This window comes from Rhodococcus (subgen. Prescottella) equi, from assembly GCF_003013675.1.
Classification (GTDB): Bacteria; Actinomycetota; Actinomycetes; order Mycobacteriales; family Mycobacteriaceae; genus Prescottella; species Prescottella equi.
In genome coordinates this window covers 4128414-4140718 of sequence record NZ_CP027793.1, presented here as the reverse complement: position 1 = coordinate 4140718, position 12305 = coordinate 4128414, and the positions used below count along the sequence as shown (strand labels likewise).

At 67.0% G+C, this 12305-nt stretch carries 14 protein-coding genes and 4 tRNA genes; 16 read left to right on the top strand and 2 right to left on the bottom strand.

The features are described from left to right. Positions 1-3: 3 nt before the first annotated feature. Together C7H75_RS19240 and C7H75_RS19235 are read left to right on the top strand one after the other, a co-directional pair. Complete coding sequence (locus C7H75_RS19240) at positions 4-675, top strand: phosphatase PAP2 family protein (protein WP_226347459.1); 672 nt, start codon at positions 4-6, stop codon at positions 673-675. 22 nt (positions 676-697) lie between these two features. Next, entirely contained in the window at positions 698-1396 is a 699-nt protein-coding gene (locus C7H75_RS19235; RefSeq protein ID WP_037084947.1) for a demethylmenaquinone methyltransferase, read from the top strand. A gap of 27 nt (positions 1397-1423) precedes the next feature. Here the strand turns inward: C7H75_RS19235 and C7H75_RS19230 are convergent, their stop codons facing one another. After that, positions 1424-2710, bottom strand: coding sequence for a geranylgeranyl reductase family protein (locus C7H75_RS19230; RefSeq protein WP_005518210.1), 1287 nt, complete (start codon positions 2708-2710; stop codon positions 1424-1426). 131 nt (positions 2711-2841) lie between these two features. Here C7H75_RS19230 and C7H75_RS19225 point away from each other — a divergent pair, with 131 nt between their 5' ends. Next, entirely contained in the window at positions 2842-3870 is a 1029-nt protein-coding gene (locus tag C7H75_RS19225) for a polyprenyl synthetase family protein (protein WP_044991342.1), read from the top strand. A 105-nt stretch (positions 3871-3975) separates the two neighbouring features. Next, complete coding sequence (htpX, locus tag C7H75_RS19220) at positions 3976-4881, top strand: zinc metalloprotease HtpX (protein WP_081184554.1); 906 nt, start codon at positions 3976-3978, stop codon at positions 4879-4881. Positions 4882-4956: 75 nt separating this feature from the next. On the opposite strand, the gene C7H75_RS19215 is transcribed toward htpX, so the two are convergent. Next, positions 4957-5448, bottom strand: coding sequence for a YajQ family cyclic di-GMP-binding protein (locus C7H75_RS19215; RefSeq protein ID WP_013416952.1), 492 nt, complete (start codon positions 5446-5448; stop codon positions 4957-4959). Positions 5449-5615: 167 nt separating this feature from the next. Here C7H75_RS19215 and C7H75_RS19210 point away from each other — a divergent pair. The 12 genes from C7H75_RS19210 to rplA all read left to right on the top strand — a co-directional run bounded on the left by C7H75_RS19210 (position 5616) and on the right by rplA (position 11970). Next, positions 5616-5698 (top strand) — tRNA-Tyr (locus C7H75_RS19210). A 206-nt stretch (positions 5699-5904) separates the two neighbouring features. Next, positions 5905-7401 (top strand): aldehyde dehydrogenase, encoded by a 1497-nt coding sequence (locus tag C7H75_RS19205; protein WP_005518215.1) that lies wholly within the window; start codon positions 5905-5907, stop codon positions 7399-7401. A gap of 140 nt (positions 7402-7541) precedes the next feature. Then, a tRNA-Thr gene (locus tag C7H75_RS19200) sits at positions 7542-7614 on the top strand. A gap of 45 nt (positions 7615-7659) precedes the next feature. Further along, positions 7660-7732, top strand: a tRNA-Met gene (locus tag C7H75_RS19195). Positions 7733-7795: 63 nt separating this feature from the next. Further along, complete coding sequence (gene rpmG / locus C7H75_RS19190; RefSeq protein WP_003941903.1) at positions 7796-7963, top strand: 50S ribosomal protein L33; 168 nt, start codon at positions 7796-7798, stop codon at positions 7961-7963. Between the two features lie 149 nt (positions 7964-8112). Next, a complete protein-coding gene (gene hadA / locus C7H75_RS19185) occupies positions 8113-8598 on the top strand; it encodes a (3R)-hydroxyacyl-ACP dehydratase subunit HadA (RefSeq protein WP_174525753.1) in 486 nt (161 codons plus the stop codon). Beyond that, a complete protein-coding gene (hadB, locus tag C7H75_RS19180) occupies positions 8585-9010 on the top strand; it encodes a (3R)-hydroxyacyl-ACP dehydratase subunit HadB (protein ID WP_005518222.1) in 426 nt (141 codons plus the stop codon). Before hadA ends, hadB begins: the two co-directional genes overlap by 14 nt. A gap of 163 nt (positions 9011-9173) precedes the next feature. Further along, positions 9174-9246: transfer RNA gene (locus tag C7H75_RS19175), tRNA-Trp, on the top strand. 30 nt (positions 9247-9276) lie between these two features. Then, positions 9277-9765 (top strand): preprotein translocase subunit SecE, encoded by a 489-nt coding sequence (gene secE / locus C7H75_RS19170; RefSeq protein WP_005518223.1) that lies wholly within the window; start codon positions 9277-9279, stop codon positions 9763-9765. Positions 9766-9824: 59 nt separating this feature from the next. Then, positions 9825-10622 (top strand): transcription termination/antitermination protein NusG, encoded by a 798-nt coding sequence (gene nusG / locus C7H75_RS19165; protein ID WP_013416950.1) that lies wholly within the window; start codon positions 9825-9827, stop codon positions 10620-10622. Between the two features lie 77 nt (positions 10623-10699). Beyond that, a complete protein-coding gene (rplK, locus tag C7H75_RS19160) occupies positions 10700-11134 on the top strand; it encodes a 50S ribosomal protein L11 (protein ID WP_005518227.1) in 435 nt (144 codons plus the stop codon). Between the two features lie 122 nt (positions 11135-11256). Beyond that, the gene (gene rplA / locus C7H75_RS19155) at positions 11257-11970 is read left to right on the top strand and encodes a 50S ribosomal protein L1 (RefSeq protein WP_005518228.1); all 714 of its coding nucleotides are present in this window, start codon (positions 11257-11259) and stop codon (positions 11968-11970) included. Positions 11971-12305: the final 335 nt, after the last annotated feature.

Here is a 12305-nt window from a genome sequence, read left to right as displayed (position 1 = left end):
CGAATGCGGAGAACTTCGGAGCGGGCCGGGATGATGCTCGTCGCCGCGGCAGTCGTCGTGGTGGCCCTGTACCTGCTGCGCGGCGTCGGTGCGGCGATCTATCGCGCGATCGTGCCGCACACGTCGGATCTACCCGGTGTGGGCCTGATCGCCGAGATCGGACTGCTCGCGCTCGTCGCGCTGTTCGCGGTGCTCGCCGTGCAGATGTGGCGCACCCGCTCCCCGCACCTGGGGGAGCTGCTGATGGGCGGCTTCGGTGTGGTCGTGGCGTACGTGCTCAGCGAGGTGATCAAAACCTTCGTCAGCGAGGACCGGCCGTGCCGCGTCGAACTCACCCTCGCCGACTGCCCGGCCCCCGGGGACTGGTCGTTCCCGAGCAACCACACCGTCATCGCCTTCGGTCTCGCCACCGCCATCGTGCTCGCGACGGAACGGATCCTGTCGTCGTTGCAGCGCGGCCTGGTGATCGCGCTGGCCGCGCTGATCGGCCTCGCTCGGGTCCTGCAGGGGGTCCACTACCCGCACGACGTGCTCGCGGGCGCCGTCGTCGGATCCGCCGTCACGATCGCCGTCGTCGCGATGCTGCTGCCGTGGGCGCAGACCAAGGCACGGTCACTCGGTCGCCGACCGGCGCGAACGAGCGAGGACAACCCGGCGGCCGATGTCGACGCGTGAGCGGTTGGTAGCGTCTGACGCCGTGGCAGATACACACGGCTCGCGGGCCTCGCTCGAGAAGAAGCCGCACGAGGTCGCGTCGATGTTCGACGGGGTCGCGAAGCGATACGACCTGACGAACACGGTGCTCTCGTTCGGTCAGGACCGCAGTTGGCGCAAAGCCACCCGGGCCGCGTTGGACCTCGAGCCGGGGGAGCGGGTCCTCGACCTCGCGGCCGGCACCGGTGTCTCCACCGTCGAACTCGGCCGCTCCGGTGCCTGGGTGGTGGCCACCGACTTCTCCAAGGGGATGCTGCAGGCCGGTATCGACCGCCGCGTCCCGATGGTCGCGGGTGACGCGATGCACCTGCCGTACGGCGACGCCGTGTTCGACGCCGCCACCATCTCGTTCGGTCTGCGCAATGTCTCCGACTTCGACGCCGGTCTGCGCGAGATCGCCCGCGTCACCAAGCCCGGCGGACGCCTCGTCGTCAGCGAGTTCTCCACACCCGTGTTCGGGCCGTTCCGCACGGTCTACATGGAGTACCTCATGAAGGCGCTCCCGCGGGTGGCCCGTGCCGTGAGCAGCAACCCGGACGCGTACGTCTACCTCGCCGAGTCGATCCGGGCGTGGCCCACGCAGGAGCAGCTCGCCGGGCGCATCGAGGCCGCCGGTTGGAAGAACGTGCAGTGGCGCAACCTCACCGGTGGCATCGTCGCCCTGCACCGCGCCACCCGCTGAGCGCGTTCGCGGCCGCCCGACACCGCTTCAGGAGAACGGCGGCCGCGCATCCAGACGTAGCGACCCGGCACCCGACGTCCGCCACGCGCGGGCCACGACGTCGGCGTCCTCGTCGGTGACGAGGTTGCCCATCACCCGCACCGCGACGGTCATCATCGCGCGCGAGCGCATCGCGACGGGCCCGGCCGTCGGCAGGAACCGGGCCACGGTCAGCAGACCCGCGAGACGCCGCGCGATCGAGAACGCGCGGCCGTACCGGTCCCGCAGCATCGCGGGCCACACGTCGGTCAGGTCGGCGTCGTCGAGGAGCCGCGCGACCAGGCGTCCGCCCTCGAGTCCGTAGTCGATGCCCTCGCCGTTGAGCGGGTTCACGCACGCGGCGGCGTCACCGATCAGCGCCCAGTTGCGCCCGGCGACGTTCGAGACGGCGCCACCCATCGGCAGCAGCGCCGACGCCACCGAGTGCACGTCGCCGTCCAACCGCCATTCCGCGCGGCGCTGCGCGACGTACAGGTCGAGCAGCGGACGCAGCGCACCCGGTGCCGGACGTTTCGCGGTGGCGAGCGTGCCGACGCCGATGTTCACCTCGCCGGTCGCGAGCGGGAACACCCAGCCGTAGCCCGGCTGCAGGGCACCGGTGTCGTCGCGCAGCTCCAGGTGCGACGTGATCCACGGGTCGGCGCTGCGACCGGACGTCGCGTACGCGCGGGCCGCGACGCCGTACGCGGTGCCGCGGTGCCACTGCCGGCCCAGCTGCTTGCCGAGCGTCGAGCGGACGCCGTCGGCGACGATCAGCTTCTCGCAGGTGACGGTGTGCGTGCCCGACGCGGTCTTCACCGTCACGGCTCGCACCCGGTCGCCGTCTCGCTCGACGCCGACGGCTTTCGCGCCCTGCACCATGCGGGCACCGGCGTCCACCGCGGTCAGCCGCAGACGATCGTCGAGTTCGGTGCGGGGGACCGCGCTACCGACGGCGGGCAGCGCGCCGCCCGGCCACGGCAGTTCCAGCTCGCGGCCCCAACCGGTGAGCCGCAGACCGCGGTTGACCGTCCGCTCACGCACCCAGTCCCCGAGACCGAGATGATCGAGTTCGGCGACCGCGCGGGGCGTCAGCCCGTCACCGCACGTCTTGTCGCGCGGGAAGGTGGCCGCGTCGAGGAGCAGGACGTCGCGGCCGGCGCGCGCCGCCCATGTCGCCGCCGCGGAACCGGCCGGACCTGCACCGACGACCAGGACTTCCGTGCTCGAGGGCAGTTCCGCCGAGGGATTCGGGGCATCGCTGGACCCAGCGGTCGGGAAATGTTCGGCCACCACCCCACCATCCTCTCAGGCCGAGGTAGCGCGACGCGGCCAGGGCAGGTGTGGTGACGAGCGTTGCTGACGCTAGGTTCACTACCGTGGTTTCTGCGTTTTCCGGGCCTGCCGAGGCGTTACCGACTACAGGAATGAGTACTGACATCGTGAGCACTGAGGGGTCGAGCACTGTCGTCGCGGGAGTCGATCTCGGCGACCAGCAGCTCGCGGACGCCGTGCGCGACGGGCTCGCCCGCGTCGAGGAGCTTCTCGTCAGCGAACTGTCCGACGGTGAGGACTTCCTCACCGAGGCTGCGTTGCATCTCGCGAAGGCCGGGGGCAAGCGGTTCCGTCCGCTGTTCACCGTCCTGACCGCCCAGCTCGGGCCGGAGGGCTCGGACCCGGCGGTGGTCACCGCGGCGACCGTCGTCGAACTCGTGCACCTGGCCACGCTCTACCACGACGACGTCATGGACGAGGCCGCGATGCGCCGCGGTGCGCCCAGCGCGAATGCGCGGTGGGGCAACAGCATTGCGATCCTCGCCGGTGACTATCTGTTCGCGCACGCGTCGCGTCTGGTGTCCACGCTCGGCCCGGAGGCCGTCCGCATCATCGCCGAGACGTTCGCCGAACTGGTCACCGGCCAGATGCGCGAGACCATCGGCGCCCGCGAGAAGCAGGACCCGGTCGAGCACTACCTCAAGGTCGTCTGGGAGAAGACCGGCTCGCTCATCGCGGCCAGCGGCCGCTTCGGCGGCACGTTCTCGGGCGCCGACGCCGACCAGATCGCGCGCCTCGAGCGCCTCGGCGACGCCGTCGGCACCGCGTTCCAGATCGCCGACGACATCATCGACATCTCGTCGGCGTCCGAGCAGTCCGGCAAGACCCCCGGCACCGACCTGCGCGAGGGTGTCCACACGCTCCCCGTGCTGTACGCGCTGCGTGAGGAAGGCGCCGACGCCGACCGGCTGCGCGTCCTGCTCGACGGCCCGGTCACCGACGACGCCGACGTCGCGGAGGCCCTCGCGCTGCTCGAGCGCTCACCGGGCATGGCCGCCGCGAAGGCGAAGCTCGGCGAGTATGCCGACCGCGCCCGGGCCGAGCTGGCGCAGCTGCCGCAGGGGCCCGCGAACGACGCGCTCGTGCGACTCGTCGACTACACCGTCGAACGCGTCGGTTGATCAACTTCTGAAGTAGCCTGCGAACCAGCCCGGGAACCTTGTTCCCGGGCTGGTTCGTTGTCAGGTCAGCAAGCCACACGGTGGTGAACAGGGAAGAGGCGAGTCGTGCACGGTTACGCAAACGGCGCGAAGACGTTCGGACTGCTGGTCGGAATGTCGGCGCTGATCATTTTCATCGGCGCGCTGTTCAGGAACCCGACGATCCTGGTCTTCTCGATCCTGCTGGCCGTCGGCGCGAACGCCTACGCGTACTTCAACAGCGACAAGCTCGCGTTGCGGGCCATGCACGCGCAGCCCATCACCGAGGTCCAGGCCCCCGTCATCTACAAGATCGTCCGTGAGCTCGCGACGACCGCACACCAGCCGATGCCGCGGCTGTACATCAGCCCCACGGCGGCGCCCAACGCATTCGCGACCGGACGCAATCCGCGTCACGCCGCGGTGTGCTGCACCAGCGGCATCCTCGACATCCTCGACGAACGCGAACTGCGTGCCGTGCTGGGTCACGAACTGTCCCACGTCTACAACCGCGACATCCTGATCTCGTCGGTGGCCGGCGCGATGGCGGCCGTCATCTCCGGCCTGGCCAACATGGCGATCTTCGCCAACATGTTCGGTGGCGGTCGCGACGGGCAGGGAGCCAACCCCATTGCACTGCTGTTGGTCTCGCTGCTGGGGCCGATCGCCGCCACGGTCGTCAAGCTCGCCGTCTCCCGGTCGCGGGAGTACCAGGCCGACCAGTCGGGTGCGGAGCTGACGGGCGACCCGTTGGCCCTCGCGTCGGCGTTGCGGAAGCTCGAGCGGGGCACGCAGGCCGCGCCGCTGCCGCCGGAGCCGAAGATCGCCGCGCAGTCGCACATGATGATCGCCAACCCGTTCCGCGCCGGCGACCGGGTCGGCAAGATGTTCTCCACCCACCCGCCCATGGCCGACCGGATCGCGCGGCTGGAGAAGATGGCCGGCGGTGGCCCCTCCGACGGGGGACTGCCCCCGACCTACCGGGAGCTCTGAGGTTTCAGACGGCACAGGCCGCACACGTTCCCGACGGGAAGGTGTGCGGCCTGTGTTTCGACAGCGGGGGCGACGTCAGCGGTAGTTGACGAACTGCAGGGCGATCCCGAAATCCTCGCCCTTGAGCAGTGAGATGACGGCCTGCAGGTCGTCGCGCTTCTTGCTGCTCACGCGCAGCTCCTCGCCCTGGATCTGCGCCTTGACGCCCTTGGGGCCCTCGTCGCGGATCTTCTTCGAGATCTTCTTGGCGTTCTCGCTGCTGATGCCCTGGACCAGCGAGCCGCTCAGCTTGTAGACCTTGCCGGACTGCGACGGCTCGCCGGCGTCGAACGCCTTGAGCGAGATGTCGCGACGGATCAGCTTCTCCTTGAACACGTCGAGGGCGGCGGTGAGACGCTCCTCGGTGTCGGCGGTCAGCGTGATGGTCTCCTCGCCGGACCATTCGATGCTCGCCCCCGTGTTGCGGAAGTCGAACCGGGTGCCCAGCTCCTTCGCGGCCTGATGCAGAGCGTTGTCCACCTCTTGACGATCAACCTTGCTCACCACATCGAAGGACGAATCAGCCACTGCACACTCCTGAATTCATAGCGGTCGACCCCACCCGGACAGGGGTGGGTTACCTAGGACGCTATCGGGTCGCAACCCCCTCTATCCACCCGGTTTGCGTATCCGGGGGGACTTCGTTGTATTCTTCGATATGCGTCAGAGCGAGCAAGAAGCTCTGGGCGCAGCCTGGCAGATTGCCCGAGCGGCCAATGGGAGCGGACTGTAAATCCGTCGGCTTATGCCTACGTAGGTTCGAATCCTACATCTGCCACACGTTCAGCCCCGACCTCGAAAAAGGTCGGGGCTGAACTGCTTTCGGGGCTCGGTCGCTGCGCTCCGCCGCCCCCCCCGGATGTGATCCATCCCACTCATCGAGACCGGCAGGTCTTCTCCTGGTCCCGGCTGTCTAGCGTCCGAACCTGAGTGGCGTCCGTCACAGGGCGGGTGCGCAGGACATGCGAAGGAGCCGAATCGGCGATGACAGGTCTGATCAACGCGAACGAGACGTCACCGAAGTTGCAGCACCCCGGCCGGTTGTTCATCGGCGGACGCTGGGTGGAGCCGAACACGGCGGCCACCTTCGACGTCGTCAATCCGGCAACCGAGGAGGTCTTCCTCACCGTCGCGGAGGCCGACGCGCAGGACATGGCCCAGGCCGTCGACGCCGCCCGTGACGCCTTCGACCGGGGCCCGTGGCCGCGGATGACCCACGCCGAGCGCGCCACCTACCTGCGGGCGATCGGCGCCGGCATCCGTGAGCGCAGCGCCGAACTCGGGGCGATCTGGACCAGCGAGATGGGCATCCTCGCCGCCGTCTCCTCGTACGCCTCCGCCGGCTCCGGCGACGTCTTCGACTACTACGCGGGGCTCGCCGACACCTACGAGTGGGTCGAGGAACACCGGCCGAGCTCGGGTCAGGGCGTTGGCCTGCTCGTTCGTGAACCGGTCGGCGTCGTCGCCGCGATCATCCCGTGGAACAGCCCCCTCGGCCTGCTCGCCAACAAGGTCGCTCCCGCGCTCCTCGCGGGCTGCACCGTCGTCGTCAAGGCGTCCCCCGAGGCGCCCGGCGCGGTCTACGCGTTCGCCGAGATCGCCGAGGCCGCGGGGCTGCCCGCCGGCGTCGTCAACGTCGTCACGGCCGACCGCGAGGTGTCGGAACTGCTCGTCCGTAACCCCGGCATCGACAAGGTCGCCTTCACCGGGTCCACCGCCGCCGGTCGCCGGATCGCCTCCCTGTGCGGCGAACGGATCGCGCGCTGCACGCTCGAACTCGGAGGCAAGTCCGCGGGCGTCATCCTCGACGACTACGACCTCGCCACCGCTGCCCAGTCCATCGCGACGTCGGCGCGGATCATGACCGGCCAGGTGTGCGCGTCGCTGACCCGCATCGTCGTCAGCCGTCACCGCCACGACGAGTTCGTCGACGCCCTCGGCGCCGCGATGTCCGCGATCCGCGTCGGCGATCCGTTCGACGCGGAGACCGAGATGGGTCCGCTCGCGATGTCCCGTCAGCTCGAGAAGGTCGAAGGACTGATCGCCAAGGGATGCGAGGAGGGCGCCACGCTCGTCACCGGTGGCCGTCGGCCTGCTCACCTCGAGCGCGGCTTCTTCATCGAACCCACGGTCTTCGGCAACGTCGACAACGACTCGACCATCGCGCGCGAGGAGGTTTTCGGCCCCGTCGTGAGCGTCATCGCGGCCGACGACGAGAACCACGCGGTCGACATCGCGAACGACACCGTCTACGGCCTGAACGCATCCGTGTTCACAGACGACATCGAACGTGCATGGACGGTGTCGCGGCAGCTGCGTTCCGGCACCGTGGGGCACAACAGCTTCAAGACCGACTTCGGGATCGCCTTCGGCGGCTTCAAACAGTCCGGAATGGGGCGCGAGGGCGGTCTCGAGGGCCTGCAGCCGTACCTGGAGGCGAAGACCGTCCTGCTCGACGCGATGCCGCCGAGCCTGACCTGACCCGCCCGTGGTGGCGCGCGACCGAATCGTGCGCCACCACGGCCCACGTTATGTCACGTGACCAGGCAATTTGTGTCTCGGGCGAAGGTCTGTGTAATCTTCTGGAGGCTTCAGCGCGCAGAGATGCGCGGGACAGCCACGCCCCCTTAGCTCAGTCGGCAGAGCGTTTCCATGGTAAGGAAAAGGTCGACGGTTCGATTCCGTCAGGGGGCTCGCTGGATTGTGGTGTCGCCGGCTTCGCGCGACACTCGACACCGAGGCGGTGTAGCTCAGTTGGTAGAGCAAACGACTCATAATCGTTGTGTCGCCGGTTCAAGTCCGGCCATCGCTACACAAGACGAATGATCCACCCTGATCTCTCTCTGATCAGATTCACGCGAAAGAAGGCGTCCCCGTGGCCTCCTCGACTGACGTTCGGCCGAAGATCACCTTGGCCTGTGAGGTGTGCAAGCACCGTAACTACATCACCAAGAAGAACCGCCGCAACGACCCCGACCGCCTCGAGCTGAAGAAGTTCTGCCCGAACTGCGGAACCCACCAGTCGCACCGCGAGTCCAAGTAGTTTCTCGGAGTCGGCGCTCGCGCGTTAGGTTCACTGTCAGACTGCCCTAACGAGGTTCGCGTCAACAGGGCAGGCAGGTATTCGCTGTGACAGAGACAGTCGTGAGAGAGGCCGAGGTGATCTCCGACCCCGCCGCGCACGCGGCCTCGATGGTCGGACATCACTACCGCGTCTCCGATTTCTACGAGATCGGCCGGGAGAAGGTTCGCGAGTACGCCCGCGCGGTACTCGACAATCACCCCGCTCATCACGACGAGGAAGCGGCCAAGGGCCTCGGTTACGACGGCCTCATCGCCCCTCCGACCTTCGTCTCGATCGTAGGGATGCTCGCGCAGCGCAAGCTGTTCGAAGAGGTCGTGACCGGTTACGACCTGAGCCAGATCATGCAGACCGATCAGCGCCTCGTGTTCCACAGGCCGCTGAAGGCTGGCGACCGATTGATCTGCGACGTGTACCTGGAGTCGTTCCGCCAGGTCGCGGGCAGTGACATCATCGTCACCAAGAACGTCATCACGGACGTGAACGGCGAACTGGTCCAGACCACCTGGACCACGCTCGTCGCTCGCTCCGGTGGTGAGGTGGACGAGAACATCGCGCACGCGGTCAAGGATGTGATGATGCATGTCGCTCCGTAGGTTCGAGGACGTCGCCGTCGGCGACGAACTGCCCGAGCGCGTCGTCACTCTGACCCGCGGAAATCTCGTCAACTACGCCGGCGTCTCGGGCGATCCCAACCCGATCCACTGGAGTGACCACGTAGCCCGACTCGCCGGCCTGCCGGACGTCGTGGCGCACGGGATGCTCACGATGGGCCTCGGTGGCGGATTCGTCTCGTCCTGGCTCGGCGATCCGGGTGCGGTGACCGAATACAACGTTCGGTTCACCAGTCCGGTGTACGTGGCGGCCGACAAGGCTGCCGAAGTGGAGTTCACCGGCAAGATCAAGTCGGTGGACGCCGAAAGCAAGACCGCAGTAGTCGCGATCGTGGCGCGATCCGAAGGACGTAAGATCTTCGGACGGGCCACCGCAACGGTCCGTTTGGCCTGAGTGTCGGACGGATTGGGTTTGTTCCGGGGCTTTGAAGTACACTAGAGTTTCTGGGGTTACTCAGGCGCTGCGCGCTGCCTAACGGTGCTGTTGCAACAGCCCACGGGGTGGCGCGCAAGTCATGTAATCCTGGATAGGTCGACCAGTTCGATCGGTCGTCCAAAGGGGCGTAGCTCAATTGGCAGAGCAGCGGTCTCCAAAACCGCAGGTTGCAGGTTCAAGTCCTGTCGCCCCTGCACCCGGACTGGCTACTGAGAGGAACGACGGTGAGCGACGAGCGCAACGACGGCACTCCCGGGTCCACGGACCCAGGCGCCGTCGGCGATTCCGAAGCCGGCGCGAGCTCTCGCCCCGCGGCCGGATCCGATCAGAGCGGATCCCAGGCTCCGGAGGCTGCAGCGTCTGCGGGCGTCGTTCCCTCGGGCAAGCCCAGTGGCAAGCGCGCTGCGCGCCGCAGCTCCACCGAAGATCAGCCCGCAAAGAAGGCTGTCGCCGCCTCCTCCGTGAAGTCTCCGGAGTCGAAGCCCGTCGCGAAGACCTCCAAGGCAGACAAGCCCCGCTCGGAGAACATCTTCAAGCGGATTCGCCGCTTCCTGCGGGAAGTCGTTGCCGAACTGCGCAAGGTCATCTGGCCCAATCGCAAACAGATGATCACGTACACCAGTGTCGTGCTCGTGTTCGTCGCTTTCATGGTGACCTTCATCAGCCTCCTCGACATAGGGTTCGGCAAGGGCATTTCCTGGTTGTTCGGCTAGCCGGGAACGCATGTCGGCGTTTCCGAACGATGTGATTGACGAGAGGAAGAGTGCCTCCAGTGAGCACCCCCGAGAACGACTCTGACGAGGCTCTGGCCGAGGAGCGTGTTTCGGCCGAGGCGGTAACCGAGGAAGACGTGGCTGCCGACGACGTGGCTGTCGAGGACGACGCCGCGATCGAGCAGGCCGAGGACGGTGCCGTGGAGGAGCAGGCTCCTGAGGTCGCCGAGGAAGAGGTCGATCCCGTAGCCGAGTTCAAGGCTGCGATGCGCCGTGCCCCCGGAGACTGGTACGTCATCCACTCGTACGCCGGTTACGAGAACAAGGTCAAGACGAACCTCGAGACCCGTGTCCAGAACCTGGACGTCGGCGACTACATCTTCCAGGTGGAAGTTCCCACCGAAGAGGTCACCGAGATCAAGAACGGCCAGCGCAAGCAGGTCAATCGCAAGGTTCTGCCGGGCTACATCCTGGTCCGCATGGAGCTCAACGACGAGTCGTGGGGCGCGGTCCGGAACACCCCCGGTGTCACCGGTTTCGTCGGCGCCACCTCGCGCCCGTCGCCGCTGACGCTCAACGAGGTCGTCAAGTTCCTCATGCCGCAGCAGGGCCAGAAGAAGCCGGCCACCGCTGCCGCCGCAGCCGGCGACGTGTCCGTCGCCGCCGCCGCGAAGCCGGTCATCGAGGTCGACTTCGAGGTCGGCGAGTCGGTCACCGTCATGGACGGTCCGTTCGCGACCCTGCCGGCGAGCATCAGCGAGGTCAACGCCGAGCAGCAGAAGCTCAAGGTGCTGGTCTCGATCTTCGGTCGCGAGACCCCGGTCGAACTGTCGTTCAACCAGGTCCAGAAGATCTAGCGGTCCCCGAACCGGGTACCCACACAAACTTGCACGCAGTACGCAAGAAACACACCCAGTAAGAACAAGGAACGAAGATGCCCCCCAAGAAGAAGAAGCTCGCAGGGCTCATCAAGCTCCAGATCCAGGCTGGTCAGGCCAACCCTGCCCCGCCCGTCGGTCCGGCGCTCGGTCAGCACGGCGTCAACATCATGGAGTTCTGCAAGGCTTACAACGCGGCGACTGAGTCCCAGCGCGGCAACGTGATCCCTGTCGAGATCTCGGTCTACGAAGACCGGACCTTCGACTTCAAGCTGAAGACTCCTCCGGCCGCCAAGCTGCTGCTCAAGGCAGCCGGCGTGCAGAAGGGCTCCGGCGAGCCGCACAAGACCAAGGTCGCGACCGTGACCATGGACCAGGTGCGCGAGATCGCGAAGACCAAGCAGGAAGACCTCAACGCGAACGACATCGAGGCCGCGGCGAAGATCATCGCCGGCACCGCGCGCTCGATGGGTATCACGGTCGAGGGCTGATTCTCAGCAAATTCTGCCGCGACGCAGAGTTTTCTCCTCCCTGTGGGAGGGCCGGCCAGGCCCGTCACCACAACTGAACCATTCACCGGGGTAGGCCCTGGTGAGAAGTAAGGACAGAAGAAATGGCAAAGCGCAGCAAGGCGTACCTCGCCGCCGCTGAGAAGATCGACGCGGACAAGCTCTACAGCCCCCTGCAGGCTGCGAAGCTGGCCAAGGAGACGTCGTCGAGCAAGATGGACGCGACCGTCGAGGTCGCCGTTCGTCTGGGCGTCGACCCCCGCAAGGCGGACCAGATGGTTCGCGGCACGGTCAACCTGCCGCACGGCACCGGTAAGACCGCCCGCGTCGTCGTCTTCGCCGTCGGCGAGAAGGCCGCCGAGGCCGAGGCCGCCGGTGCAGACGCAGTGGGCGCCGAGGATCTGATCGAGCGCATCCAGGGCGGCTGGACCGACTTCGACGCCGCGATCGCCACCCCGGACCAGATGGCCAAGGTCGGCCGTATCGCCCGCGTCCTCGGACCGCGTGGCCTGATGCCGAACCCGAAGACCGGCACCGTTACGCCGGACGTCGCGAAGGCCGTCGCCGACATCAAGGGCGGCAAGATCAACTTCCGCGTCGACAAGCAGGCCAACCTGCACTTCGTGATCGGCAAGGCGTCGTTCGACGAGGCCAAGCTGGTCGAGAACTACGGTGCGGCGCTGGACGAGATCCTGCGTGCGAAGCCGTCGTCGGCGAAGGGCCGCTACGTCAAGAAGGTCACGGTTTCGACCACCACCGGACCGGGCATCCCGGTGGACCCGAACCGTACCCGCAACCTCCTCGAGGACGGCGAGTAAGTCGCGATTCCTCGCGACCTGATCGACATCGAAGGCCGGTACAGAGTTTCTCTGTGCCGGCCTTCGGCGTTCGAGTCCCACGTTCTTCGCCGACCAACCGGTCGGCGACGTGAGCTGAGTCGCACAACCGGGGGAGGCGATCGATCTGTTTTGCGTCCTGGGCATTCCTCCAGTACTGTCTCCGTTGGAGTTCGGTGCTAGATGCGAATTCCGCCCCGAAACATGTTCTACCAAAGACCGTTGGTCACCGAGATCAGAGATGAGATCGGTTGAAGGTCCGGGATTGCCCGGCGGCCCACGCAGGAGGACGAGGTGGGGGATGATTGTCTGCGCTC

Bases quoted from the DNA above. Each gene is read 5' to 3' on its own strand.
- C7H75_RS19240 (WP_226347459.1), top strand. From the start codon at position 4: ATGCGGAGAACTTCGGAGCGGGCCGGGATGATGCTCGTCGCCGCGGCA.
- C7H75_RS19225 (WP_044991342.1), top strand. From the start codon at position 2,842: ATGAGTACTGACATCGTGAGCACTGAGGGGTCGAGCACTGTCGTCGCG.
- C7H75_RS19205 (WP_005518215.1), top strand. From the start codon at position 5,905: ATGACAGGTCTGATCAACGCGAACGAGACGTCACCGAAGTTGCAGCAC.
- hadA (WP_174525753.1), top strand. From the start codon at position 8,113: ATGGTCGGACATCACTACCGCGTCTCCGATTTCTACGAGATCGGCCGG.
- hadB (WP_005518222.1), top strand. From the start codon at position 8,585: ATGTCGCTCCGTAGGTTCGAGGACGTCGCCGTCGGCGACGAACTGCCC.
- rplK (WP_005518227.1), top strand. From the start codon at position 10,700: ATGCCCCCCAAGAAGAAGAAGCTCGCAGGGCTCATCAAGCTCCAGATC.
- rplA (WP_005518228.1), top strand. From the start codon at position 11,257: ATGGCAAAGCGCAGCAAGGCGTACCTCGCCGCCGCTGAGAAGATCGAC.